We start from the raw sequence: 26,726 nt of genomic DNA on the forward strand, positions 1-26,726 counted from the left end.
GTCAATCAGACCACTTAGCAGTCAGGCTTGTCGGCGGTGTAACGCCGCGCCGGATTGACCGCAGCGCCGAACTCGCGCAAGGCCTTGGCGCCGATCAGCAGCGGGTAGTTGAAGTGGCTGCGGTCGGTCAGGTTGACCTCGACGGTGCGCTTGACGTTGCCCAGGCACAGTTCCAGATCGACCACCGGACGCTTGGCGACATCGCTGCTGTCGCGCTCTTCATCATCCTCGTCGGAACGGCTTTTGATCTTGCTGATGCGCGCGACCTTGTGCTCGAAGACCTTGTTGCTGGCGTCCTTGGTGGCGAGGCGGAAACGCACCCAGTCTTCGCCATCGCGGGTGAAGGTCTCGATGTCCTTGGCCGACAGCGAGGCGGTCAGCGCACCGGTGTCCATCTTGGCCTTGAGCACTTCGCCACCGATTTCCGGCAGCGCGATGTATTCGTAGCGACCGTACAGCGTCGGCTCGGCGGCCATGACCGGCAGCGCGATGAGGGCAAACAGAGCAAGGAGGGATTTCACGTAAGGGGCTTCCTTGGAAAAATTTAAGGGCGGCAGGCGCGGGATTTTAGACACCAGCGAAGTCATTCGTTCGCCATAGGCCGCCTTCGCGGGCAAGCCCGCTCCCACAGGGGGAACGCATTTCAAAATGTGGGAGCGGGCTTGCTCGCGAAGGGGCCAGCTCAGGCAACGCAACACTTGAGCGAAGCATACCCGGCGAAAAGTGAAACATTCGTCAGCACCGATTTGGCCTGTCGCGCGAAGCTGCTTATCATGGCTCGCCCCTGCCACTTCATAGAGTTGCTTATGCGCCGCCTGCTCACCGGCTGTTTCGTCACCCTGCTGCTGTTGCTCAACACCCTGATCCTGATCGGGCCGTTGATGGTGTTTGCCCTGCTCAAACTGGTCGCACCCGGGCGCTGGCGGGATTACGCATCGGGGGCGGTGATGTGGATCGCCGAGACCTGGGCCGAAATCGACAAGCTGATCTTCCACCTGTGCATCCCGACGCAATGGGACATTCGCGGCGGCGACGATCTGCGCCGCGACACGTCCTATCTGGTGGTCAGCAACCATCAATCGTGGGTCGATATTCCGGCGCTGATCCAGACCCTCAACCGGCGCACGCCGTTCTTCAAATTCTTCCTCAAGAAAGAGCTGATCTGGGTGCCGTTCCTCGGCCTGGCGTGGTGGGCGCTGGATTACCCGTTCATGAAGCGCTACACCAAAGCCTTTCTGGCGAAGAACCCGGAACTGGCGGGCAAGGATCTGGAAATCACCAAAGCGGCGTGCGAGCTGTTCAAGCGCCAACCGGTGACGGTGGTGAATTATCTGGAAGGCACGCGCTACACCCTGGCGAAAAGCACCCAGCAGGAATCACCGTTCAGCCACCTGCTCAAACCCAAGGCCGGCGGCGTGGCGTTCGTGCTGGCGGCGATGGGTGAACAACTCGACGCGATGCTCGATGTGACGGTGGTGTATCCGCAGGAGAAGATCCCGGGCTTCTGGGATTTGATCAGCGGCAACGTGCCGCGAGTGATCATCGACATCAGGACCCGCGAACTCGACCCGACGCTGTGGCAGGGCGATTACGAGAAGGATCCGGCGTTTCGCCAGCGTGTCCAGAACTGGGTCAACCAGCTCTGGACCGAAAAGGATCAGCGCATCGCCGAGCTGCGCAGCGAGCGCCGCTGACTCAAGTGCCGGTGCCGGTGCTCCAGATGCTGCCCAGGCTGCTCAACAGCGAACCACCGACGCCCTGCTGACCGAGATATTGCAGCAACACCGGGGCAAACTGGCCGATCATGCCGCTGTCCATGCCCAGCGCGCTGAACGCGTTGTTCAGGTCGTTGGTGTCTTTGACATTGCCCAACGCATTCTCAAGGCCAGCGGACTTGCCGGACGAACCGAGCAACGCGCCCAGCGCCGCCAGATTGCCGCTGCCACCGGACAACTTGTCGATGCCCGGCACTTCCTTGGCCAGTTGCGAATAGTCGGTGCTGCTCAACTGATTCTTCGCCAGCCCGAGCATCGCACTGGTGCCGCCAACGGCCTGCTCCGGCGTGACGTCCAGCGCACTCAGAGCACTCAACAAACCAGCGGTCTCCGAGGTCGGCGCCGCAGCGGCCGCCTTGTCACCACCCTGCATCCCCGCTACCGCCCCGGCCACATCGTTCAAACTGAAACCGGCAAACACCGGCCCGGCGGCCAGAGTCAGGAGCGATGCCAGGGCAAAACCGCGTGAAATCTTCATTCAGACATCCTCTTGGGGAAAAGCTGCCACCGGATAACGGCGACGAAACTGCCGGTTTGACCGGGTATTGGGCGGCATGTTCCTCGCGGCGCATCCCCTTCTCTACGCACTCACCTAAATGAATTGTTCAATCGTTGAATAGCCCCTTCACTATTCGACTTCAAACTGAAAACCCGACTATTTATTTCAATTAGAACTAACCAACTGTCAGATCTGACAGTTGGCAGTCATAACGACGCAAGTGAATATCTCCACTCCGATTACGTAACGGAGTACGAAATGATGAAGTTGAAAATTGTCACTGGCGCCCTGCTTGGTCTGACCATGATGAGTACTGCCTATGCTGCAACCTGCCCAACGATATCAGTGACCCATGCGCAAGGCGCCGAAGATGTCACCTTCACTTCTGCCCGACTTAAAGATAAAGACACTGCTAATTCAGTTGTCATCTGCCGATACGAAGGTGAGGCAGACCTTGGCGTCTCGGCCGGCTACAGAAACGACACTCCAGTTCAAGCCACCGGTAGCAATTGGAACGGTGATGAGTGTGCAACCAAGGATGGTGACGCCCGCAAATGCGCCTTTAAATAACTGGTCGTGTTCAGAACAAAAAAGGGCAGCCCGATCGGCTGCCCTTCTTATATGGGTAGAACTCACGCCGCACTGAACAACTTATGCGGATCAATCACAAACTTCTTCGGCACGCCCGCGTCGAACTCGCCGTAACCTTCCGGCGCCTGATCGAGGCTGATCACTTGCACGCCGACCACTTCAGCGATGTTGATGCGGTCCCACATGATCGCCTGCATCAACTGGCGGTTGTATTTCATCACTGGAGTTTGCCCAGTGTGGAAGCTGTGGGATTTGGCCCAGCCCAGGCCGAAGCGGATGCTCAGGCTGCCCATTTTCGCGGCGGCGTCCACAGCACCCGGATCTTCGGTGACGTACAGGCCTGGGATACCAATCTTGCCGGCAACGCGCACGACGCCCATCAGTGAGTTGAGCACCGTGGCCGGGGCTTCGGCCTTGACGCCGTCGTGGCCGTGGCCACGTGCTTCGAAACCGACGCAGTCCACCGCGCAATCGACTTCCGGCTCGCCCAGCAGCGCGGCGATCTGTTCGTGCAGCGGGGTGTCCTTGGACAGGTCGACAACCTCAAAGCCCTGGGCCTTGGCGTGGGCCAGGCGGATGGTGTTGACGTCGCCGACGATCACCACCGCCGCACCGAGCAAACGTGCGGAAGCGGCAGCGGCCAGACCGACCGGACCAGCGCCGGCGATGTAAACGCTGCTGCCCGGGCCGACGCCGGCCGTAACGGCGCCGTGGTAACCGGTCGGGAGGATGTCGGAGAGGCAGGTCAGGTCACGGATTTTCTCCATGGCCTTGTCGCGATCCGGCAGTTTCAGCAGGTTGAAGTCGGCGTACGGCACCAGTACGTATTCAGCCTGGCCACCGGTCCAGTCGCCCATGTCGACGTAACCGTATGCGCCACCGGCACGGGCCGGGTTGACCGTCAGGCAGACACCAGTGTGTTGCTCCTTGCAGGAACGGCAGCGCCCGCAAGCCACGTTGAACGGAACGGAGACCAGATCGCCGATCTTCAGGTTTTCGACGTCGGAGCCCTTTTCGATCACCTCGCCGGTGATTTCGTGACCCAGCACCAGACCGGTCTGCGCCGTGGTCCGACCGCGCACCATGTGCTGGTCGGAGCCGCAGATGTTGGTGGAAACCACTTTGAGAATGACCCCGTGCTCGATCTTGCGACCACGCGGGTCCTGCATTTTCGGATAGTCGATTTTCTGTACTTCGACCTTGCCAGCGCCGAGATACACCACACCACGATTGCCAGACATGCCATCACCTCTATATTTGTTGTTGGGTAGAGAGTTGATTGAGCTTCAAGCGGCAAGCTACAAGCCGCAAGAAGTGTGCTGACCGCTTTTTCTTGCGGCTTGGAGCTTGAAGCTAAAGAACGACTGTTCTATTGGCGTTGAGAAACACTCGTCGCTCAATGTGATACCCAACCGCCCGCGCCAAGGTCAGGCCTTCGATATCCCGGCCCTTGGCAATCAGGTCTTCGGGATAATGACTGTGATCCACCGCCTCGACGCCCTGGGCGATGATCGGCCCCTCGTCGAGGTCGTTGTTGATGTAATGCGCCGTCGCGCCAACCAGTTTCACGCCCTTGTTGTAAGCCTGGTGATACGGCTTGGCGCCCTTGAAGCCCGGCAGCAGCGAGTGATGAATGTTGATCGCCTTGCCATCGAGCTTGCGGCACAGCTCCGGCGACAGCACCTGCATGTAGCGGGCAAGGATCACCAGTTCGGCACCGGCCTCTTCGATCACCTGCCAGACCTGACGCTCTTGCGCCGGTTTGTCGTTGGGGTCGAGAGGGAAATGGTAGTAGGGAATCTGGTGCCAGTCGGCCAGCGGCTTGAGATCCGGATGGTTGGACACCACCGCCGCCACGTCCATCGACAGCTGGCCGATGCGCTGGCGGTAGAGCAAGTCGTTGAGGCAGTGATCGGCCTTGGACACCATGATCACCACTTTCGGCCGGTAGTTCGGCGCGGTCAGCTCGAAGAGCATGCCGAACGCCTGTCCGCGCTCGGCCAAACCTGCGCGGAAAGATTGTTCGTCGAAACCATCAGGCTGACGGAATTCCACGCGGATGAAGAAGCGCCCCGAGAGGCGGTCATCGAACGAGTGGTGCTCGGTGACATAGCAGCCCTGCTCGAACAGAAAACGCGTGACTGCGTCCACCGTGCCGAGGACGCTGGGGCAGTCGGCGGTCAGAATCCATGTGTCTGGGGCGCGGCTCATGGTGCGGTGACTCCTGTTACAACAACGGTGAGCAAAGTGAACTCTGAACCAGACTGACCTGCGCTGAACTGCTTTTGTGGTGAGGGGATTTATCCCCGTTGGGTGGCGAAGCCACCCCAAAACCAATCACCGCGGTTTATCAGGTAGATCGAATTCACAGGTATTGCGACTGCTTCGCAGCCGAACGGGGATAAATCCCCTCGCCACAGAAGCAGGCACGATAGCCATTCAGTCTCAGGCCTGAACGCTCAGCCCGTACTCGGCCGAAGCATCCTGCAACCACAACCACCAGTAATCCGAGAAGCTGCGGCGGATCAGCAGTTCCCAGGTGTCTTCGGCGGTATGGCGAATCATCAGTTGCGACTTGGCGAACACCGTGCCCACCGCTTTGCCGACCGGGAAGTTGTTCGGGTGCACGTCGTAGCTGGTCGACTTCATCAGCACCTGACGCACGTTCGGCCCGCTCAGTTCGAGGATCTGCTGACCGCCGCTGACGTTGACGATAGCAATGTGCAGATCGCCCAGCGCTTCGCGCAGTTTCTGCTCGGCAGCGAATTCTTCGCCGCTTGGCACGATCAGCAGCCACTCGTCCGGGCCCATCCATTGCAGGCTGGTTTCGCCTTTGACGATCACGCTCAGCGCGCCGGGCAATTCAATGCCAAGCGCCTTGTGCACACCGGCCGCGAAGGCTGCATCGTGGCCATCGCCACGAAGGGTCAGGTGGCCGAGGAGTTTTTCTCACGCACGATCACGCCGGCGTTCTTGCGGCCCTTGCCGACCAGGCTGGCGAGGTCGGCATGGTGCAGCGACGACTCGGCACGGGCCCCGGTGGTCGGGCGTTGTTGGTACACGTTGGCTGTGGTCATAAAGCACCTTTATCAATTCTGTTGGTTCCGGCCCTTGTGGTGGCTGTGACTCCGCCTTCGCGAGCAAGCTCGCTCCCACACTGGACTGATGCCTGACACAAATCCCATTAACAACCCGAAACCTGTGGGAGCGAGCTTGCTCGCGAAGGCGATATCCGCCACCCCACAGGGCCCGAAGCTGTCAGATGTTCTGGCGATCACCCTTCGGATCGAAGAACACCGAAGAAACGATCTCCGCCTCGATCACGCTGCCATCGGCCAGCGGTGCGAACACCCGCTCGCCCATGCGCTTGAGACCGCCCTTGACCACACCCATGGCAAACGAATAACCGAGGGAGTTGTGCGCGTAGCTGGAGGTCACGTGGCCGACCATGGTCATCGGAATCGTCTGCTTGGTGTTGAACACCAGTTGTGCGCCTTCCGGCAGCCAGACGTTCGGATCAATCGGCTTGAGGCCCACCAGTTGCTTGCGCTGCTCACGCACGCAGTCTTCACGGTTCATCCCGCGCTGGCCGATCCACGAGAACGGTTTGGTGCGACCGACACACCAGCCCATGTTCAGGTCGTCCGGGGTCATCGAGCCGTCGGTGTCCTGGCCGACGATGATGAAACCCTTCTCGGCGCGCAGCACGTGCATGGTTTCGGTGCCGTACGGCGTCAGGTTGTACTGCTTGCCGGCCTCGACGATTTTTTCCAGCACGCCCATCGCATAGTCGGCCTGCACGTTGACTTCGTACGACAGCTCACCGGTGAACGAGATACGGAACACCCGCGCCGGCACATCGCCGACCAGACCTTCTTTCCAGGTCATGAACGGGAACGCTTCGTTGCTCAGATCGATGTCGGTCACGGCGCTGAGCAGCTTGCGACTGTTCGGCCCGGACAGGGTCATGGTCGCCCAGTGGTCGGTGACCGACGTGAAGTACACCTTCAGGTCCGGCCATTCGGTCTGGTGGTACAGCTCCAGCCACTGCAGTACGCGCGCGGCGCCGCCGGTGGTGGTGGTCATGACGAAATGGTTGTCGGCCAGACACGCGGTCACACCGTCGTCGAAGACCATGCCGTCTTCCTTGCACATCAGACCGTAGCGAGCCTTGCCCACGTCGAGCTTGGTCCAGGCGTTGGTGTACACGCGGTTGAGGAACTCGCGGGCATCCGGGCCTTGAATGTCGATCTTGCCGAGGGTCGAAGCATCGAGCAGGCCAACGCTGTCGCGCACGGCTTTGCATTCGCGCTTGACCGCCGCGTGCAGGTCTTCACCGTTTTTCGGGAAGTACCAGGGACGCTTCCACTGACCGACGTCTTCAAACTCGGCGCCGTTCTTCACATGCCAGGCATGCAGCGCGGTGTAGCGCACCGGTTCGAAGATGTGCCCGCAGTGCCGGCCGGCCACGGCGCCGAAGGTCACCGGCGTGTAGTTCGGACGGAACATGGTGGTGCCCATCTGCGGGATGGTCACGTTCAGCGAACGGGCGGCAATGGCCAGACCGTTGACGTTGCCGAGCTTGCCCTGATCGGTGCCGAAGCCCAGCGCGGTGTAGCGTTTGACGTGCTCGACCGACTCGAAACCTTCACGGGTCGCCAATTCGATGCCACCGGCGGTGACATCGTTCTGGAAGTCGACGAATTGCTTCGGTGCACGCGCCGAGTTCTTCTCGTGCGGCACCTGGAACAGCGCCAGGGTCGGCTCTTCGAGTCGGCTCAGGGCTTTCGGCAACACGCCTTCGACAGTCTGGAAACCGGCTTCGGCGGCAGCGCGCACGCCACCTTCAAAACCGTCGGCCAGCGAATCGCCGAGCGCGTAGACGCCATTGATGCCACCGACGCACACACGTTTCTGCGGAGCTTCGCCCGGTACGAAACCGAGAATATCTTCGCGCCAGACTGGTTTGCCGCCGAGGTGCGAAGCCAGGTGAACCACCGGGCTGTAACCGCCGGAGCTGGCGACCAGATCGCAATCGAGCCATTCGCCCGGACTGGTCACGGCGTGGGCCTTTACGTCAATCGCGGCGACGCGGGCAGCGGTCACTCGCTTGCTGCCACGCACTTCGATGACGGCGCTGCCGGTGAGGATGCGAATGCCTTTGGCACGTGCTTCTTCGACCAATGCACCGCGCGGATTGCTGCGGGCATCAGCGATGGCGACCACTTGCAGACTGGCATCGAGCCAATCCAGAGCGACGCGATAGGCGTGATCATTGTTGGTCGACAGCACCAGTTTTTTGCCCGGCGCTACGCCATAACGACGCACGTAAGTCGACACCGCGCCGGCAAGCATGTTGCCCGGCACGTCGTTGTTGCCGTAGACCAGCGGACGCTCGTGGGCGCCGGTCGCCAGCACCACACGTTTGGCGCGGACACGGTGGATGCGCTGACGCACCTGACCGATCGGCGCGCGGTCGCCGAGGTGATCGGTGAGGCGTTCGTGAATGGTCAGGAAATTGTGGTCGTGGTAACCGTTGACCGTGGCGCGCGGCAACAGCAGCACGTCCGGGGTGTTCTTCAATTCAGCGATGACACTGGCAACCCATTCCATCGCCGGTTTGCCGTCGAGGCTTTCGCGCGAGTCGAGCAGGCTGCCGCCGAACTCTTCCTGCTCATCGGCCAGAATCACGCGGGCACCGCTGCGCGCAGCGGCCAGGGCAGCGGCGAGACCGGCCGGGCCGGCACCGACGATCAGCACGTCGCAGTGCTGATTCATGTAGTCGTAGGTGTCCGGATCGTTCTCGGTCGGCGAACGGCCGAGGCCGGCAGCCTTGCGGATGTACTTCTCGTAAGTCATCCAGAACGATTGCGGGTACATGAAGGTTTTGTAGTAGAAACCCGGCGGCATCAGCTTGCCGCCGACCTTGCCGAGAATCCCCATCATGTCGTTGTTGACGCTCGGCCAGCCGTTGGTGCTGGTGGCGACCAGCCCCTGATACAACGCCTGTTGCGTGGCGCGCACGTTGGGAATCTGCGTGGCTTCGGTGGCACCGATCTGCAGCACGGCGTTCGGCTCCTCGGAACCGGCGGCGAAGATGCCGCGAGGGCGCGAATATTTGAAGCTGCGGCCGATGATATCGACGCCGTTGGCAATCAGTGCAGCGGCCAGCGAGTCGCCTTCATAGCCTTTGTAGGTCTGGCCGTTGAAGGTGAAGCTCAGCACTTTGTTGCGGTCGATCCGTCCACCGTTGGACAGGCGATTGGTCTGGCTCATACCTTCTCTCCCAGCGCCGTCGTGGCTGTTTTCGCAGTGCCAGCCTTGTCGGTGAATTGCGGCTTCTCGCCGATCTTGTAGCTCTCGAGAATCTCGTAGGTCACGGTATCGCGAGTGACGTTGAAGTACTGGCGGCAACCGGCAACGTGGTCCCACAACTCGTGGTGCAGACCGCGCGGGTTATCGCGGAAGAACATGTAGTCACCCCACTCCTCATCGGTGCAGGCGTTCGGATCCAGCGGGCGCGGAATGTGCGCCTGGCCGGATGCGTGAAATTCCTCTTCGGAGCGCAGCTCGCCGCAGTGAGGACAGAAGATGTGCAACATAGGTATTTCTCCTGTTAGTGGGCGACGGCAGCAGCGCCGTGTTCGTCGATCAGAGCGCCGTTGTGGAAACGGTCGATGGAAAACGGTGCGGCCAGCGGGTGCATTTCACCCTTGGCCAGACTCGCGGCAAACACGTTGCCCGAACCCGGTGTGGCCTTGAAGCCGCCGGTACCCCAACCGCAGTTGAAGAACATGTTCGGTACCGGCGTTTTCGAAATGATCGGGCAAGCGTCCGGCGTGGTATCGACGATGCCGCCCCACTGGCGGTTCATGCGTACCCGCGAGAGCACCGGGAACATCTCGACGATGGCCTGGATGGTGTGCTCGATCACCGGGTACGAACCACGCTGGCCGTAGCCGTTGTAGCCGTCGATACCGGCGCCGATCACTAGGTCGCCCTTGTCGGACTGGCTGATGTAACCGTGCACGGCGTTGGACATGATCACACTGTCGATAATCGGTTTGATCGGCTCGGACACCAGCGCTTGCAGCGGGTGGGATTCGATCGGCAGGCGGAAACCGGCCAGCTTGGCCATGTGCCCGGAGTTACCGGCCGTCACCACGCCGACGCGCTTGGCGCCGATGAAACCCTTGTTGGTTTCAACGCCGATGCACACGCCGTTTTCCTTGCGGAAACCGATCACTTCGGTCTGCTGGATCAGGTCCACGCCCAAGGCATCGGCGGCACGCGCGAAGCCCCAGGCCACGGCATCGTGACGGGCGACGCCGCCGCGACGCTGCACGGTCGCGCCCATGATCGGGTAGCGGGTGTTTTTCGAGCAGTCCAGGTACGGAATCTCGTCCGCAACCTGCTTGGCGTCGAGCAATTCGCCGTCGACGCCGTTGAGGCGGTTGGCACTGACCCGACGTTCCGAATCACGGATGTCCTGCAGGGTGTGGCACAGGTTGTAGACGCCGCGCTGGGAGAACATCACGTTGTAGTTGAGATCCTGCGACAAGCCTTCCCACAATTTCATCGCGTGTTCGTAGAGGTGCGCCGACTCGTCCCACAGGTAGTTGGAACGCACGATGGTGGTGTTGCGCGCGGTGTTACCGCCGCCCAGCCAGCCTTTCTCGACCACGGCGACATTGGTGATGCCGTGCTCCTTGGCCAGATAGTAGGCCGTCGCCAGGCCGTGCCCGCCGCCGCCGACGATGACCACGTCGTAGACTTTTTCGGGGTGGGCGTACGCCACATGCGCTGCCAGTTTTCGTGGTGGCTGAGCGAGTGTTTGAACAGGCCGAAGCCGGAATAGCGTTGCATAGTCATTTACTCCAGAACCGACTCAGCGATAAACCGGGAAGTCTGCGCACAGGGCCGAGACCTGCTGGGCGACATTGGCCTCGACATCGGCGTCGCCGAGGTTGTCGAGGATGTCGCAGATCCAGCCGGCGAGGGTTTCGCACTGGCTGACCTTGAAGCCGCGCGTGGTCACCGCCGGGGTGCCGATGCGCAGGCCCGAGGTCACGAACGGCGACTGCGGGTCGTTCGGCACGGCGTTCTTGTTCACCGTGATGTGCGCGCGGCCCAGCGCGGCGTCGGCGTCCTTGCCGGTCAGGCCCTGACGGATCAGGCTGACCAGGAACAGATGGTTGTCGGTGCCGCCGGACACAACATCGTAGCCACGCTTGATGAACACGCTAGCCATCGCCTGGGCGTTGTCGATCACTTGTTGCTGATAGGCCTTGAACCCAGGCTCCAGCGCTTCCTTGAAGCACACCGCTTTACCGGCGATGACGTGCATCAGCGGGCCGCCCTGGGCGCCGGGGAAAACGGCGGCGTTGAGCTTCTTCTCGATCTCTTCGTTGGACTTGGCCAGGATCAGCCCGCCACGCGGGCCGCGCAGGGTCTTGTGCGTGGTGGTGGTGACCACGTCGGCGTACGGCAGCGGATTCGGGTACAGGCCAGCAGCGACCAGACCGGCGACGTGGGCCATGTCGACGAACAGCAGCGCACCGACCTTGTCGGCGATCTGGCGGAAGCGCGGGAAATCCAGAGTCTTGGAGTAAGCAGAGAAACCGGCAACGATCATTTTCGGTTTGCACTCGACGGCCAGACGCTCGACTTCGTCGTAGTCGATCAGCCCGGTGTCGGTGTTGATGCCGTACTGCACGGCGTTGTAGAGCTTGCCCGAGGACGACACTTTCGCGCCGTGGGTCAGGTGACCACCGTGGGCCAGGCTCATGCCGAGAATGGTGTCGCCCGGCTGGATCAGCGCCAGGTACACGGCGCTGTTGGCCGAGGAGCCGGAGTGCGGCTGGACGTTGGCATAGTCGGCACCGAACAGTTGCTTGGCGCGTTCGATGGCCAGCGCTTCGACTTTGTCCACATGCTCGCAGCCACCGTAGTAGCGCTTGCCCGGATAGCCTTCGGCGTATTTGTTGGTCAGGCCGCTGCCTTGCGCCTGCATGACACGCTTGCTGGTGTAGTTCTCCGACGCGATCAGCTCGATGTGATCTTCCTGACGTTGCTCCTCGGCATTCATCGCCGCCAGCAGTGCATCGTCGTAACCCTGGATCTGGTCTTGCTTGCTGAACATCGCGTCTCTCCCAGCGGCATCTGTGCGCCATTTCGTCTCGGTGAGGCACCGGCAATCGCAGCGGTGCCCTTTGATGCGATGGTATGACCGGCACAGACAGCTCAAATGCCTGCGGACGCCACGCAAAGGTGCGTTTACGACATGGCTGGAAATGACCTGTTAGGCGCAAACCTGCAAGCGCTGAAGATCCCTTGTGGGAGCGAGCTTGCTCGCGAAGAGGCCATGTCAGTCAACATCATTGTTGACTGACACACCGCTTTCGCGAGCAAGCTCGCTCCCACAGAGGTCAGGCGATGATTTGGCGGATGGCAAGCAGCAGGAAAAAATGCGCGGGATACAGCGCATACGCCCAGCGCCGCATCGGTGGTGGCTGCAGATGTCGCCCATGTCGCAACAGGAACATTCCCAGCATTGGCGCAAGCAGACATGTCGCCAGGCCGAGAATCGCCACGCTGTTGCCGAAGCGCGCCGATTCGAGCAGCACTTGCCATTGGTTCGCCGCCAGACACACCAGCCCCGGCAACAGGCTGAAATACCAGGGTCGGCGGAACACCAGCAGCATCGCCAGCGGCAACAATACGCCGAAGAAACCGAACATCAGTCGTTCTGGAAAAACCGCCGCAACCACCAGTGCGGCCAATGCGAGCAACCGCGCCACCAACGCTGGGTCCTGCCAGCCGCGCGCCACCAGCAAGCCCAGCGCCAGCGTCGGCATCACGTTGAAGGTGTCAGGGTCGGGGATATAAAAGCGATAGGGGATTTCGCTGATGGCGCTGAACAGCAACAGCCAGCCCAGATAGCGCCATTCCATTTTGCGTGAACCGTCTCGTGCCAGATTCGCCGCCATCGCCAAGCAAAACCACGGAAACGCCAGACGACCTGGCACATACAGCCAATCGGCGGAGAAGCCGACATATCGCAGGTGATCGAGCAACATGCTCAGCAACGCCAGCCACTTGAGCAGATCCAGGGCACCGTCGCGTTGGCTCAGGTGCATAATCGGCCCATAAACTGGTAATTTTCCCCACCCGACATCGCATGTGCTCCCCGGAAGATCTTCGGTAAAGTGCGCATCCTCATTGACCACGAGCCTTCACAAGAGTCTCGATTACGGAAGCCGGCCATGACCGACAAGAGCCAACAATTCGCCAGCGACAACTATTCCGGTATCTGCCCAGAAGCCTGGGCCGCCATGGAACAGGCCAACCACGGCCACCAGCGCGCCTACGGCGACGATGAATGGACCGCCCGCGCGGCCGATCATTTCCGCAAACTGTTCGAAACCGACTGCGAAGTGTTCTTCGCCTTCAACGGCACCGCCGCCAACTCGCTGGCCCTGTCGTCGCTGTGCCAGAGTTACCACAGCGTGATCTGCTCGGAAACCGCCCACGTCGAAACCGACGAATGCGGCGCTCCGGAATTTTTCTCCAACGGCTCGAAGCTGCTGATCGCCGGCACTGAAAACGGCAAGATCACCCCGCAATCGATCCGCGAAGTCGCACTCAAGCGTCAGGACATCCACTACCCGAAACCGCGCGTGGTGACCCTGACCCAGGCCACCGAAGTCGGCAGCGTCTACACCCCGGAAGAAGTCCGCGCCATCAGCGCAACCTGCAAGGAACTGGGCCTGCACCTGCACATGGACGGCGCACGGTTCTCCAACGCTTGCGCATTCCTCGGCTGCTCGCCCGCCGACCTCACCTGGAAAGCCGGCGTTGATGTGCTGTGCTTCGGCGGCACGAAAAACGGCATGGCGGTGGGTGAAGCGATCCTGTTCTTCAACCACAAACTGGCCGAAGACTTTGATTACCGCTGCAAGCAGGCCGGGCAACTGGCGTCGAAGATGCGCTTTTTGTCGGCACCGTGGGTCGGCATTCTGGAAAACGACGCCTGGCTCAAATACGCCCGCCACGCCAACCACTGCGCGCAACTGCTGGCAGAACTGGTCAGCGACATTCCCGGCGTCGAACTGATGTTCCCGGTGCAGGCCAACGGCGTGTTCCTGCAACTGTCCGAGCCGGCCATCGCTGCGTTGACTGCAAAAAACTGGCGCTTCTACACCTTCATCGGCAAGGGCGGCGCCCGCTTCATGTGCTCTTGGGACACCGAAGAAGAACGCGTGCGCGAACTGGCGCACGATATTCGCGAGGTCATGTCGGCCTGATTACCCCCGCCACACTGATCGTTCCCGCGCTCCGCGTGGGAACGCCTCCCGGGACGCTCCGCGTTCCAGCTTCACCCTCGGTGACAGGCTGAAAACCGCTATGACGCGGAGCGTCAATGGCTGCATTCCCACGCAGAGCGTGGGAACGATCTTTATCTCCCATCTGCCCCACCCTGATCGTTCCCACGCTCCGCGTGGTAACGCCTCCAGGGACGCTCCGCGTTCCAGCTTCACCCTTGGCGACAGGCTGAAAACCGCTATGACGCGGAGCGTCAATGGCTGCATTCCCACGCAGAGCGTGGGAACGATCTTTGGACCGGAATGACTTTTCCCACCGTGGTACCAGAAGCCTCTTCTAGCGCAATTATGTCGCCCGCCCCATTCTGATCGTTCCCACGCTCCGCTTGGTAATGCATCTCGGGACGCTCCGCGTTCCATCTCATTCGCACCGCAAGATTCAAGGATCGAATCCCATGGGCCGCAGCCGCTATACGATTACCGAAGCCGACAAACCGCACTTCCTCACCTGCACAGTAATGGAGTGGTTGCCGTTATTCATTCGCCCGTACATCGTTGAGCACCTGCTCAACTGCTGGCGATATCAGCAGACTCATCATGACCTGAAGCTATACGGCTACGTGATTTTGGAAAACCACCTGCACTTCGTCGCCCAAGCACCCGATCTGAGCAAATGCCTCAGCCAGTTCAAGTCCTTCACCGCGCGACAAATCATCAATGACTTGCAAACAAAAGGCGCCGACAAAGCGTTCCAGCGCCTGCGCTCCAGCAAGCGTGCGCACAAACAGGATCGGGTTTATCAGCTATGGCAAGAAGGTGCACACGCAGAGATGGTCTACAGCGAATCAGTGATGCGTCAGAAGCTTGAATATATCCACAACAATCCGGTGAAACGCGGATATGTGGATTTACCGGAGCATTGGCGTTACTCGAGTGCCAGGGACTACGCTGGAATGGAGGGAATGATCGAGGTCCAGCGCTGGTATTGAAATGGGACGCGGAGCGTCCCGGGCGGCATTCCCACGCGGAGCGTGGGAACGATCATAAAAGCCTCAGAACTCAATCCGCACATCCCCCTTCGGCACGCTGCAGCACGACAGGATGAACCCCTCGGCCTCATCTTCCTCGGTAATCCCGCCGTTGTGCTCCATCTCCACTTCGCCGCCCAGCTTCATTACCTTGCACGTCCCGCAAATGCCCATGCCACAGGCTTTCGGGATCATCAGGCCGAGTTTGGCGGCGGCTGCGTGGACGGTTTCGCCCGGGCCGACGCGAATGCTTTTACCGGAGGCGGTGAATTCCACCTGATGCAGATCCGCTGCGTCGATTTCCGGCGCATCGGCGGCTTGTTCGGCCTGTTCCACCGCGTCGGCGCGGGCCTCGGGTGGCGTGGCGCCGAAGGACTCTTCGTGGTAGCGCGACATGTCGTAGCCGGCCACTTCCAGCAAGCGCTTGACCGCGTTCATGTATGGCGTCGGGCCGCAGCAGAACACTTCGCGCTCGAGGAAGTCCGGGACCATCAGTTCGAGCATCTTGTGATTCAGGTAACCGCGATAGCCGGCCCACGGCTCACCGAGGCCATGCTTTTCGCAGATCAGGTGCAGGCTGAAGTTGTCGATCCGCGACGCCATGTGCTCGAGCTCGCGGTGATAGATGATGTCTTTTGGCGAGCGCGCGCTGTGCACGAAGGTCATGTCGACGTTGGCGTTGGTGTCGTAGAACCAACGCGCCATCGACATGCACGGGGTGATCCCGACACCACCGCTCAGGTACAGGACTTTCGGGCTCGGGAAGTCCATGGCATTGAACAGACCGACCGGCCCGTGCACCGCCAGCTCTTGCCCTTCATGCAGCGTGTCATGCAGCCAGTTCGACACTTTGCCGCCCGGCACGCGCTTGATCGTGACCGAAAAGCTGTACGGCACCGACGGCGAGCTGGAAATCGTATACGAGCGCATGATCGGCTGGCCTTCGATTTCCAGCTCCAGGGTGACGAACTGCCCCGGTTTGAAGAAGAACAGGATCGGCTGGTCGGCCATAAAGCAGAAGGTGCGCACATCCCAGGTTTCCTGGATGACTTTGACGCAACGGACAATGTGTCGGCCATTGGCCCAGGTCTGGGTGGTGACCGGATTCAGGAAGCTGTTGGACATGCTGTTCTCCACGGCCGACTGTCGGCCTCTTGTCGGCGATTCTGCGTATAGCGCAGACCGTGCGTTTACCTATCCGCGACATTGACATACTTATCGCGACCAGCCCTTGAACACCGGGCCTTGCGCGTCGGGAACAGATTGCGCCATGTCGCGCATGGATAAGGTTCGCCCCAGCGCCGGCCCCACACTCGCCCCAACACAAGACGACTTCTTTACACCTTGCGTAGCAACCGTTTTGCAGCACACCTGATCAGCCACTTTCGCCGGCCACGCAGAGGGCCATGAGGATTACATCGATGGACGTCACCGCAAAAATCAGCCTGGGCGATCCGCTGGAACCCGCACGCAAGGCCACCGCACAAATGCTGCAGGAGCGCGAGCGCACTTTTTCGCTGCCACAACCGTTCTACAGCGATGAGCGCCTGTTCGATATCGATATGCAGGAGATCTTCCAGAAGGAATGGTTGATTGCCGGCATGACCTGTGAGATCCCGGCCAAAGGCAACTACCTGACTCTGCAGATCGGCAAGAACCCGATCATCGTCATCCGTGGCGCCGAGGGCGTGGTGCACGCGTTCCACAACGTCTGCCGCCACCGTGGCTCGCGCCTGTGCACGAGTGAGAAAGGCAAAGTCGCCAAACTGGTCTGCCATTACCACCAGTGGACTTACGAACTGGACGGGCGCCTGCTGTTCGCCGGCACCGAGATGGGCGCCGACTTCGACATGAAGCAGTACGGCCTGAAACCGGTGAATGTGAAAACCGCTGGCGGCTACATCTTCATCAGCCTGGCGGAAAACCCGCCGGCCATCGATGACTTCCTGTCGACGCTCAACCATTACATGGAACCGTATGACATGGAGAACACCAAGGTGGCGATCACCACCACCTTGATGGAAAAGGCCAACTGGAAACTGGTGCTGGAAAACAACCGTGAGTGCTACCACTGCAACGCCTCGCACCCGGAACTGTTGAAAACCCTGCTGGAGTGGGACGACGTCACAGACCCGCGCGCCGATCAGGCGTTCAAGGATCACGTTGCTGCGTCCGCCGCTGCCTGGGAAGCGGAAAAGATTCCTTACGCCCACGCCAGTTTCGGCCTGCGCAACCGCATCGTGCGCATGCCGCTGCTCAAGGGCACCGTGTCGATGACCCTCGACGGCAAACAGGGCTGCGCGAAACTGATGGGCCGCATCAAGAACCCCGATCTGGGCTCGATGCGCATCCTGCACCTGCCGCACTCGTGGAACCACTGCATGGGCGACCACATCATCGTCTTCACCGTGTGGCCGATCAGTGCCCAGGAAACCATGGTCACCACCAAGTGGCTGGTGCACAAGGATGCGGTGGAAGGTGTCGATTACGACGTCGAGCGCATGCGCCAGGTGTGGGACGCGACCAACGATCAGGACCGCCGTCTGGCTGAGGAAAACCAGCGCGGGATCAACTCCACCGCTTACCAGCCTGGGCCTTACTCCAAAACCTATGAATTCGGCGTGGTCAACTTCGTCGACTGGTACAGCGAGCGCATGTTGAACAACCTCGGGGCCGAGCCTGCGCCTTACCTCAAAGGCGTTCCGGTTCAGGGCTGATCAAGAGCAAAAGATCGCAGCCTGCGGCAGCTCCTACAGGTGGAATGCGTTCCCCTGTGGGAGCGAGCCTGCTCGCGAAGGCGTCCTGACCTACATCACAAGTCTGATTGATCAATTTCCAATCAGCCATCTCCACCCCCATACCCACCAAGCCCTCCAGCCTTCCGCAAACAAGTTATCCACATACCCGCCCACAGCAAATGGGGGTAACTGTGGAGGAGTCAGAAAATATCCTGCTGATTTGCAAAGAAAAACCGTGACTTATTCTGAATCACGGTTTCTCAAAACAATTGATCATTTTTTGATCGCTCCCGTACAACGCACGGATTCAAAGGCCTATAGCGGGTAGCAAACACGTTATCCACAGAAGCGCCAACAGAGATCGGGGACAACTTTCAATCTTCTGTGGAAAACACCTACGGCTGGGGAAAACACCTTCGTCTTAACAGCTCTCGGCGCCCGGGAAGCACATTTGATCAATAATTAATCAAACCCATGTAAGCCCTGCTCCATATGGCCTACAGCTGAGAGCGAACATCTTATCCACAGAAGCGCCAACAGAGATTGGGGGCAACTTGTCGATTTATATCGAGGGAAAAGCCCGAGAAATCCGTGAGTTACGCTGATCGTTTTTTGATCTTATGGCTGAAAGGCTTGAATGGCGCGGGGTGCGAGCAAGGGCGAACACGTTATCCACAGCTTCACCAACAGGGATTGTGGGTAAACAGTAAGGATTGACTGTGAATGAATACCAATGTGGGCGCGAGCCTGCTCGCGAAAGCGTCGGCTCAGTCGATGCATGTGTCGGCTGACACTCCGCTTTCGCGAGCAGGCTCGCTCCCACAGTGGTTATTCCATGCCAGGAAGAGGTGACTAGCGGACAACGCCCTCTTCAATCAGCAGCTTCAGAATCGCCTCCGCCCCAGCCTGTGCGGTGACGCCTTTGAGCACCTGTCCCCCGCCGCCACTGGCCTTGGCCGTCGCAGCCTTCATCCGGTCCGCCCCACTCTTGGCCTTGATCACTTTCAAGCGCTTGGGCCGTGGCTTGGCCGGTTGCAGCGTGGCGACGGCCAACAATTGGTCCTCCACCACTTCAACGTCATCGGCGGCCAATTCACCCCGTCGCGCCGGGCCATAGGCACTCTGCCGAGGCTTCGGCGCGGCGTTATCCACAGTGGCCAGAAACGGCAGTTTGACCTTCAAACGGCGCCGCTGCCCGCGCGGCAACGCCTGCAAGATCAGCGCCGATCCGTCGTTGATCGACTCGACCTGCGCCAGGCCCACCACCAGCGGCCAGCCCAGACCTTCCGCCAGCAGGAACGGCAACATCCCCGAACCCTCCCCGGTTTCCGCCTGGCTGCCGGTCAGCACCACTTGCGCCCCGGCATCGCGCAGGTACGCAGTCAGCGCCGGCAAGGCATCGGCGCCAGCGGGTTGTTCCAGCACATGCAGTTGTTCCAGGCCCATGCCCAGATAGGCACGCAGGACCGGTTCGGCAACATCACCGGCGTGCAGCACTTGCAGGTTATCCCCAGCCAGTTGCAGGCCCAGTTCCACCGCGCGCGCATCCTGATCGGCGCGCCGTGGCCGACCCGAGGTCGGGTGAGCGCCGATGGAAACCAGACTGATAACGTTCGTGTTCATAGCGTTCCCTTAAGCCGCATCGCGTTTGGCTTCGTTGCGGTAAGCCGCGACCGCTTCGATCAACGCTTGCAGAATCTCTGCGCTTTCGCCGATGACCGACAGATCGGCACGCTTGATCATGTCGCACCCCGGATCGAGGTTGATCGCCACCACCTTGTCGCAGGCGCCAATGCCTTGCAGGTGCTGGATCGCTCCCGAGATACCCACAGCCACATAAACCCGCGCGGTGACCCAGGTGCCGGACGCGCCGACCTGGCGGTCGCGGGCCATGAAGCCGTCGTCCACCGCAACGCGCGAAGCGCCTTCAGTGGCGCCGAGAGCTGCTGCCGTTTCGTGAAACAGCTGCCAGTCCTTGACGCCGTTACCGCCGGAGAAGATGAACTCGGCTTCGGCCATCGGGATAGCTGCCGGATCCACCGCCACCGCACCAAGATCTTCGATTCGCGACAGACTGCGCGCGACGCTTGTGGATAACTCCACCGGCAACGCTTCGTGACGGGTTTCGCTGACCGGTTCGGCGCATTCCGCAGCGGCGAGAATCAACCGCGCCACTGGACGCGCCAGGTCTTGCAATCCGGCCCCGGCGCGGCCGATGCACTCCTGATCCTTGACCTGCCAGACCCGCGTGGCCGGGCGTTCGCCCAAAGCTGCAGCAAAGCGCCGGCCGAGTTCGCCGCCACCGCTGCGGCTGTCCGGCAGTAACCAGTGACGCGGGTTGAACTGGTTATCCACAGCACGCAAACCCTGCACCCGTTGTTCCGGTGCATAACCGCTGAACTCTTCGCCTTCGAGCAGCAGCAGGCGATCGACGCCAGCGGTTTCGAAAGCGCTTTCCTTGTGCTCGCCGAACACCACGGCGAGCACCGCACCATCGCTGCCGGCCAGTTGGTGAGCGAGGCCGAGCAGATCGCGGTCGTGGCTGCTCAGGCGACCACCGACCATGTCCGGCACCACACTGATGTAGAACGCCGGGGCCGGTACCTGATGCAGCGGCAACTGCACTTCAACAGCAGCCGAGCGTTTGACCGCCCCGCCCTGCTGCGCGCCGCTGCGGTCGATTCGTTTGATGCCGTTGGGGCCGATAAAACCCATGCCGTGCAGATTCTTGCGGATGACGCCGTTGGGCCCCATCCAGCTGTGCTGCGCCGGTTGCATCGCCGCGTGCAGCGGATGCAGGCGGTTGCGCGCAATCCATTCGGCGCGCGGGTCGCGGCGGATAATGTCGCTCATCAGTGCACCTCCGCAGGTTCACGTTTGGCCGGGGTGGCAGGCTTGCTTGGCGCGGCGTCCTCGAGCAACGCGTCGGCCACCAGTTCGGCGATGTCCTTGATCAGCGGACGCGGTTCGACCACACCTTCGAGCATCGCCGTGCACTGTGGACAACCCACCGCCACCAGTTCGGCGCCGGTCTCGCGGATGTCTTCCATGCGCATGTCGGGGATGCGCTGCTTGCCCGGAATGTCGGTGATCGGCGCGCCGCCACCACCGCCGCAGCAGCGCGAACGGAAGCCGGAACGTTGCATCTCTTTGACTTCGATGCCGAGGGCACGCAGCACTTCGCGCGGCGCTTCGTACTCGCCGTTGTAGCGGCCCAGGTAGCACGGATCGTGATAGGTCACGCTGCTGCCTTTGTGCTGACCGAGATTGAGCGCGCCGGCCTGAATGATCTCGGCCATGTAGGTGCTGTGGTGTTGCACCAGGTAGTTGCCATCGAAGGCGCCGTACTCGTTTTTCAGCACATGGAAACTGTGCGGATCGCAGGTGACGATGCGGTTGAAGCTGTATTTGGCCAACGTCTGGATGTTGCGCTTGGCCAGCAACTGGAACGTCGCTTCGTCGCCGAGACGCCGCGCCACATCGCCGCTGTCACGTTCTTCAAGGCCGAGCACGGCGAAGTCGATGTTGGCCGCTTTCAGCACTTTGACGAACGCACGCAGGGTGCGCTGGTTGCGCATGTCGAAGGCGCCGTCGCCGACCCAGAACAGCACGTCGGTGGATTTCCTCTCACTGAGCAGATTGAGGTTCAGATCCGCCGCCCAGTTCATCCGCCCGCCCGGGGCAAAACCGCCGGGGTTGTCGGTAGCGATCAGGTTTTCGAGGACTTCGGCACCCTTGTTCGGCGTCGCACCTTTTTCCAGGGTCAGATGCCGGCGCATGTCGACGATCGCATCGACGTGCTCGATCATCATCGGGCATTCCTCGACGCAGGCGCGGCAGGTGGTGCACGACCACAGGGTTTCGGCATCGACCAGACCGTTGACGATCGGTTGGTGCGGATTGCCGCCATGCTCGCCGATCGGTTTGCCTGGATACGGGCTGCCAGCGAACTTCGCGTCAGTGCCGCCGGCGAGGCCGACGACCATGTCTTGAATCAGTTTTTTCGGGTTCAGCGGCTGGCCGGCGGCGAAGGCCGGGCATGCTGCTTCGCACTTGCCGCACTGCACGCAGGCGTCGAAACCGAGCAACTGGTTCCAGGTGAAATCCTTGGGTTTTTCCACGCCCAGTGGCGCATCGGGATTGTTCAGGTCCAGCGGCTTCAAACCGGTCGAGCGCCCGCCGCCAAAGCGTTCCGGGCGACGGTGCCAGGCCAGGTGCAGCGCACCGGCAAAGGCGTGTTTCATCGGCCCGCCCCAGGTCATGCCGAAGAACAGTTCCGACACGCCCCACAGCACGCCAACACCGAGAATGGCGGCGAGCACCCAGCCGCCGAAGTTTTCCGGCAGGATTCCCGCCACCGGCAGGGTCACCAGGAAAAACGACGCGGAGAAGGCCAGCAGGCTTTTCGGCAGGCGCATCCACGGGCCTTTCGACAGACGCGCAGGCGGATTGACCCGGCGCAGGTACATGAAAATCGCGCCGACGAACATCACCGCCGACATCAGAAGCAAGGCGTAGCCGAGGATGCGGTTATGCAGGCCGAAGCCGTGCACCAGAATGGCCAGCACAATCGACGCCACCGCACCGCCCGCCGTGGCGACGTGGGTGTTGGCAATGTATTTGTCCCGCGCGACGACGTGGTGCAGGTCGACCATGTAGCGCTTGGGCATGGCCAGCAGACCGCCGAGCAGATCGACCTTCGCCGCCCGCCCTCGGCGCCACATGTTCATCCGCCGCAACGCACCGAGGACAGCAAGGCCCAGTGGCTGCGAACAACAGGATTGGAAGAAGGGTGTTCAACATCAGAGTCACCTCTGGCGAGCGGCAAGCTGCAAGCTACAAGCGGCAAGAAAGAGCAGCATGGATTGGCTGTGCTTTTTCTTGCAGCTTGCAGCTTGTAGCTTGCAGCTGAGCCGTCAAAAATCCTTACAGAGCCGAAGTGCGTCGTAAATGGCGGCGTGGGTATTACGCTGCGCCACGCAGTCGCCGATGCGGAACAGCAAGTAGCCCTCGCCCGCCTCGCTCAACGAAGGTTGCGGCTGGATCGCGAACAGCGCTTCGACGTCGATCTGGCCCTTGTTGCGCGAGCCGTCCTTGAGGGCGTAGTAGATTTCCTCGTCCGGGCGCACGCCGTTTTCGACGACCACCTGATCGACCACCCGCTCCTCTTTGGCACCGGTGTATTCGTTCTCCAACACCGCGATCAGCTTGTCGCCTTCGCGGTAGACCTTCTCCAGCATCATGTCGCCGGTCATGATCACTTCTTTCGGGTACATGCTGCGGTAGTAGGTCGGGAACGACGTACCGCCGATGGCCACGCCCGGCTTGATGTCGTCGGTGACGATCTCGACCTGGCTGCCCTTGTCGGCGAGGAAGTCGGCCACCGACATCCCGGTGAATTCGCAAATGGTGTCGTAGACCAGCACGTTCTTGCCCGGCGCGACCTTGCCGTCGAGCACGTCCCAGCTGCTCACCACCAGTCCTTCGGCCGCGCCCCAGTGTTCGTTCTGCTCGAGATACGGATGACCACCGACCGCCAGCACCACGACATCCGGACGCAGGTCCATGATCGTATCGGCGTCCGCCGCCGTGCCCAGGCGCAGATCGACTTTCAACCGCGCCAGTTCCAGCTGGAACCAGCGGGTAATGCCGGCGATCTGGTCACGCTGCGGTGCTTTCGATGCGGTGGTGATCTGCCCGCCGATGAAGTCTTTTTTCTCGAACAGGGTGACGTCGTGGCCACGCTCGGCGGCCACGCGCGCGGCTTCCATCCCGGCCGGGCCGGCACCTACGATCACCACTTTGCGTTTTGGCCCGGTGGATTTCTCGATGATGTGCGGCACGCCCATGTATTCACGGGAGGTTGCGGCGTTCTGGATGCACAGCACGTCCAGCCCCTGATACTGGCGGTCGATGCAATAGTTGGCGCCGACGCACTGCTTGATCTGGTCGATCTGGCCCATCTTGATCTTGGCGATCAGGTGCGGGTCGGCGATGTGCGCGCGGGTCATGCCGACCATGTCGACGTAACCGCCTTCAAGGATGCGCGTGGCCTGGTTCGGGTCCTTGATGTTCTGCGCGTGCAGCACCGGCACCTTGACCACTTCCTTGATCCCGGCCGCCAGGTGCAGGAACGGCTCCGGTGGATAACTCATGTTCGGAATGACGTTGGCCAGGGTGTTGTGGGTATCGCAACCCGAGCCGACCACGCCGATGAAATCGAGCATGCCGGTGTTGTCGTAATACTTGGCGATCTGCTTCATGTCCTCGTGGGACAAGCCGTCCGGGTGGAACTCGTCACCGCACAGGCGCATGCCCACGCAGAAGTCGTCACCGACCTCGGCGCGCACGGCTTTCAGGACTTCCAGGCCGAACTTCATCCGCCCTTCGAAGCTGCCGCCCCATTCATCGGTACGCTTGTTGACGCGCGGGCTCCAGAACTGGTCGATCATGTGCTGGTGCACGGCCGACAGTTCGACGCCATCGAGGCCACCAGCCTTGGCCCGGCGCGCAGCCTGGGCGTAGTTGCCGATCACTCGCCAGATCTCTTCCGGCTCGATGGTTTTGCAAGTGGCGCGGTGCACCGGTTCACGGATGCCCGAGGGCGACATCAAGGTCGGCCAGTTGAAACCGTCCCAGCGCGAGCGACGACCCATGTGGGTAATCTGGATCATGATCTTGGCGCCATGCTTGTGCATGGCGTCGGCCAGATTCTGGAAGTGCGGAATGATCCGGTCGGTGGACAGATTGACCGAACTCCACCATTCCTGCGGGCTGTCGATCGCCACGACAGACGAACCGCCGCAAATCGCCAGGCCGATGCCGCCCTTGGCCTTCTCTTCGTAATACTTGACGTAGCGGTCGGTGGTCATGCCACCGTCAGTCGCGTAGACCTCAGCGTGCGCGGTGCTGAGCACGCGGTTGCGGATGGTCAGTTTGCCGATCTGGATCGGCTGGAACATTGCTTCGAAAGCCATGGCACGGTCCTCGGCTTACAACGGCTTGACGATGAACAAGCCGTCATCGTGGCCCTCTTCGGAGCCTCCGTAGACTTGTTCGGCGACAGTGCGGATCTTGCTGCCACGGGCTTCGAGAATCTGGTCCATGGCGCCGGCGAACCAGCCGGTGAACATGTAATCGACCTTGCGCCCGACCTTGCCGTAGACATAGACGAATGCCGAGTGCTCGAGCTTGACGCTGGCGGTGCCTTTATCGAGGTCGATGTCCTGAATCTTGAACAGCCCCCAACCGCGCTGCGACAGGCGCTTCATGTAGTGCTCGAACACCGCGACGCCTTCCAGGCCGTGGCATTCGGCTTCCTTTTCACACCAGTGCCAGGCGGATTTGTAGCCGGCCTTATAGAGGATCTCGGCATAGGCTTCGGCGCCGAGCACTTCCTCGATGCCCATGTGGTTATTGACGAAAAAGTGACGCGGCACATACAGCATTGGCAGGGCGTCGGAGGTCCAGACACCGGTCTCGCTGTCGACTTCGATAGGCAATTGCGGGGCGATCTTGGCCATGGAAACTTAACTCCAGAAAAATTATGGTTCAGTGGTGGCCGCGGCCCTCACCCCAGCCCTCTCCCGCAGGAGAGGGGGCAGTTCGGCGGCGGTCGTGAAAGCGTTATTCGCCCCAGACGTCCTTGAGGACGTTGACCCAGTTCTCGCCCATGATCTTGCGCACCACGCGCTCGGAATGGCCGCGTTTGAGCAGGGTCTCGGTGAGGTTCGGGAATTCGCCGACGGTGCGGATGCCCAACGGGTTGATGATCTTGCCGAAGCTGGTCAGGCGGCGGGCGTAGCCCTTGTCGTGGGTCAGGTATTCGAAGAAATCCTGGCCGTGGCCCTGAGTGAAATCGGTGCCGATACCGATGGCATCCTCGCCAACGATGTTCATGGTGTACTCGATGGCTTCGGCGTAATCGTCGATGGTCGAATCGATGCCCTTGGCGAGGAACGGCGCGAACATGGTCACGCCGACAAAACCGCCGTGGTCGGCAATGAACTTCAGCTCGGCATCGGACTTGTTGCGCGGATGCTCTTTAAGACCCGATGGCAGGCAGTGCGAATAGCAAACCGGTTTTTTCGATTCGAGGATGACTTCTTCGGAGGTCTTGGAACCGACGTGGGACAGGTCGCACATGACGCCGACGCGGTTCATCTCGGCAACGATCTCGCGACCGAAACCCGACAGTCCGCCGTCGCGCTCGTAGCAACCTGTGCCGACCAGATTCTGGGTGTTGTAGCACATCTGCACGATGCCGACGCCGAGCTGCTTGAACACCTCGACATAGCCGATCTGGTCTTCGAACGCGTGGGCATTCTGGAAGCCGAAGAGGATGCCGGTTTTGCCCTGCTCCTTGGCGCGACGGATGTCGGCGGTGGTGCGCACCGGCATCACCAGGTCGCTGTTTTCGCGGATCAGTTTCTGGCTGGCAGCGATGTTGTTCACGGTCGCCTGAAAACCTTCCCACACCGACACAGTGCAGTTGGCCGCCGTCAGACCGCCCTTGCGCATGTCTTCGAACAGCTCGCGGTTCCATTTGGCAATGATCAGACCGTCGATAACGATGCTGTCGGCGTGTAATTCGGCTGGGCTCATCAGGCGTCCCCTTATTGGCGATTCATGCGCCGAATCGTCTGCCGGCGCTTTGGGGCCAGCATATGCCTCGGTGCCGGGGCGACCGGGTGCAAAAACGACAGGGGAATTGCCGAAAGCGTCAATCCGCGACAAAGGGTCGTCGGCCGCCCGCCTCGGCTGGCTGTTCA

General features: G+C 61.0%; 19 protein-coding genes and 3 pseudogenes. 5 read left to right on the top strand and 17 right to left on the bottom strand.

Annotation, left to right across the window (positions count from 1 at the left end; genetic code table 11):
* Positions 1 to 14 precede the first annotated feature (14 nt).
* Positions 15 to 521: a retropepsin-like aspartic peptidase RloA2 gene (gene rloA2 / locus ACZZZ4_RS06535; RefSeq protein WP_463547470.1), complete on the bottom strand. Its 507-nt coding sequence runs from the start codon at positions 519 to 521 to the stop codon at positions 15 to 17.
* Positions 522 to 806: 285 nt separating this feature from the next.
* On the opposite strand from rloA2, the gene ACZZZ4_RS06540 reads away from it, so the two are divergent.
* A complete protein-coding gene (locus ACZZZ4_RS06540; protein WP_039757648.1) occupies positions 807 to 1,694 on the top strand; it encodes an acyltransferase in 888 nt (295 codons plus the stop codon).
* A 1-nt stretch (position 1,695) separates the two neighbouring features.
* Here ACZZZ4_RS06540 and ACZZZ4_RS06545 read toward each other — a convergent pair whose 3' ends face one another.
* Positions 1,696 to 2,253, bottom strand: a complete 558-nt coding sequence (locus tag ACZZZ4_RS06545) for a DUF2780 domain-containing protein (RefSeq protein ID WP_463547471.1) — start codon at positions 2,251 to 2,253, stop codon at positions 1,696 to 1,698.
* Positions 2,254 to 2,532: 279 nt separating this feature from the next.
* On the opposite strand from ACZZZ4_RS06545, the gene ACZZZ4_RS06550 reads away from it, so the two are divergent.
* Positions 2,533 to 2,844: a hypothetical protein gene (locus ACZZZ4_RS06550; protein WP_341638063.1), complete on the top strand. Its 312-nt coding sequence runs from the start codon at positions 2,533 to 2,535 to the stop codon at positions 2,842 to 2,844.
* A 62-nt stretch (positions 2,845 to 2,906) separates the two neighbouring features.
* Here the strand turns inward: ACZZZ4_RS06550 and fdhA are convergent, their stop codons facing one another.
* The 8 genes and pseudogenes from fdhA to ACZZZ4_RS06590 all read right to left on the bottom strand — a co-directional run bounded on the left by fdhA (position 2,907) and on the right by ACZZZ4_RS06590 (position 13,004).
* On the bottom strand, positions 2,907 to 4,106 hold the full coding sequence (gene fdhA, locus ACZZZ4_RS06555; protein ID WP_016772834.1) for a formaldehyde dehydrogenase, glutathione-independent: 1,200 nt from the start codon (positions 4,104 to 4,106) through the stop codon (positions 2,907 to 2,909).
* 112 nt (positions 4,107 to 4,218) lie between these two features.
* Positions 4,219 to 5,076: a formyltetrahydrofolate deformylase gene (purU, locus tag ACZZZ4_RS06560; protein ID WP_039757644.1), complete on the bottom strand. Its 858-nt coding sequence runs from the start codon at positions 5,074 to 5,076 to the stop codon at positions 4,219 to 4,221.
* Positions 5,077 to 5,310: 234 nt separating this feature from the next.
* Positions 5,311 to 5,942 (bottom strand): annotated as a pseudogene (locus ACZZZ4_RS06565) (sarcosine oxidase subunit gamma).
* Positions 5,943 to 6,123: 181 nt separating this feature from the next.
* Positions 6,124 to 9,141: a sarcosine oxidase subunit alpha gene (locus ACZZZ4_RS06570; protein ID WP_463547472.1), complete on the bottom strand. Its 3,018-nt coding sequence runs from the start codon at positions 9,139 to 9,141 to the stop codon at positions 6,124 to 6,126.
* Complete coding sequence (locus tag ACZZZ4_RS06575; RefSeq protein WP_016772830.1) at positions 9,138 to 9,467, bottom strand: sarcosine oxidase subunit delta; 330 nt, start codon at positions 9,465 to 9,467, stop codon at positions 9,138 to 9,140. Before ACZZZ4_RS06575 ends, ACZZZ4_RS06570 begins: the two co-directional genes overlap by 4 nt.
* Positions 9,468 to 9,481: 14 nt before the next feature.
* Positions 9,482 to 10,731: pseudogene (locus ACZZZ4_RS06580) on the bottom strand (sarcosine oxidase subunit beta family protein).
* A 22-nt stretch (positions 10,732 to 10,753) separates the two neighbouring features.
* The gene (gene glyA / locus ACZZZ4_RS06585; RefSeq protein ID WP_024014589.1) at positions 10,754 to 12,007 is read right to left on the bottom strand and encodes a serine hydroxymethyltransferase; all 1,254 of its coding nucleotides are present in this window, start codon (positions 12,005 to 12,007) and stop codon (positions 10,754 to 10,756) included.
* 286 nt (positions 12,008 to 12,293) lie between these two features.
* Positions 12,294 to 13,004: a TraX family protein gene (locus tag ACZZZ4_RS06590; protein ID WP_463547473.1), complete on the bottom strand. Its 711-nt coding sequence runs from the start codon at positions 13,002 to 13,004 to the stop codon at positions 12,294 to 12,296.
* Between the two features lie 126 nt (positions 13,005 to 13,130).
* On the opposite strand from ACZZZ4_RS06590, the gene ACZZZ4_RS06595 reads away from it, so the two are divergent.
* Both ACZZZ4_RS06595 and ACZZZ4_RS06600 read left to right on the top strand, forming a co-directional pair.
* Positions 13,131 to 14,171: a threonine aldolase family protein gene (locus tag ACZZZ4_RS06595; RefSeq protein WP_463547474.1), complete on the top strand. Its 1,041-nt coding sequence runs from the start codon at positions 13,131 to 13,133 to the stop codon at positions 14,169 to 14,171.
* A gap of 473 nt (positions 14,172 to 14,644) precedes the next feature.
* Positions 14,645 to 15,178 (top strand): REP-associated tyrosine transposase, encoded by a 534-nt coding sequence (locus ACZZZ4_RS06600; RefSeq protein ID WP_463547475.1) that lies wholly within the window; start codon positions 14,645 to 14,647, stop codon positions 15,176 to 15,178.
* A gap of 63 nt (positions 15,179 to 15,241) precedes the next feature.
* On the opposite strand, the gene gbcB is transcribed toward ACZZZ4_RS06600, so the two are convergent.
* On the bottom strand, positions 15,242 to 16,342 hold the full coding sequence (gene gbcB, locus ACZZZ4_RS06605) for a glycine-betaine demethylase subunit GbcB (RefSeq protein ID WP_129997767.1): 1,101 nt from the start codon (positions 16,340 to 16,342) through the stop codon (positions 15,242 to 15,244).
* Between the two features lie 296 nt (positions 16,343 to 16,638).
* Between gbcB and gbcA the strand changes: the two genes are divergently transcribed.
* Positions 16,639 to 17,934 carry a glycine-betaine demethylase subunit GbcA gene (gene gbcA / locus ACZZZ4_RS06610; protein WP_039757637.1) on the top strand — a complete coding sequence of 432 codons (1,296 nt, stop codon included), beginning with the start codon at positions 16,639 to 16,641 and terminating at the stop codon, positions 17,932 to 17,934.
* A gap of 873 nt (positions 17,935 to 18,807) precedes the next feature.
* On the opposite strand, the gene etfB is transcribed toward gbcA, so the two are convergent.
* From etfB to ACZZZ4_RS06640, 6 genes and pseudogenes are all read right to left on the bottom strand, one after another.
* Positions 18,808 to 19,578 carry an electron transfer flavoprotein subunit beta gene (gene etfB / locus ACZZZ4_RS06615; protein WP_463547476.1) on the bottom strand — a complete coding sequence of 257 codons (771 nt, stop codon included), beginning with the start codon at positions 19,576 to 19,578 and terminating at the stop codon, positions 18,808 to 18,810.
* Positions 19,579 to 19,587: 9 nt separating this feature from the next.
* On the bottom strand, positions 19,588 to 20,808 hold the full coding sequence (gene etfA / locus ACZZZ4_RS06620; protein WP_434766964.1) for an electron transfer flavoprotein subunit alpha: 1,221 nt from the start codon (positions 20,806 to 20,808) through the stop codon (positions 19,588 to 19,590).
* Positions 20,808 to 22,758: pseudogene (gene dgcB, locus ACZZZ4_RS06625) on the bottom strand (dimethylglycine demethylation protein DgcB). Before dgcB ends, etfA begins: the two are co-directional and overlap by 1 nt.
* A gap of 113 nt (positions 22,759 to 22,871) precedes the next feature.
* The gene (dgcA, locus tag ACZZZ4_RS06630; protein ID WP_463547477.1) at positions 22,872 to 24,932 is read right to left on the bottom strand and encodes a dimethylglycine demethylation protein DgcA; all 2,061 of its coding nucleotides are present in this window, start codon (positions 24,930 to 24,932) and stop codon (positions 22,872 to 22,874) included.
* A 15-nt stretch (positions 24,933 to 24,947) separates the two neighbouring features.
* Positions 24,948 to 25,478 carry a 4-vinyl reductase gene (locus ACZZZ4_RS06635; RefSeq protein WP_039757633.1) on the bottom strand — a complete coding sequence of 177 codons (531 nt, stop codon included), beginning with the start codon at positions 25,476 to 25,478 and terminating at the stop codon, positions 24,948 to 24,950.
* Positions 25,479 to 25,581: 103 nt separating this feature from the next.
* Positions 25,582 to 26,559: a dipeptidase gene (locus ACZZZ4_RS06640; RefSeq protein WP_007962626.1), complete on the bottom strand. Its 978-nt coding sequence runs from the start codon at positions 26,557 to 26,559 to the stop codon at positions 25,582 to 25,584.
* Positions 26,560 to 26,726: the final 167 nt, after the last annotated feature.

The organism is Pseudomonas sp. AC252 (assembly GCF_979258105.1).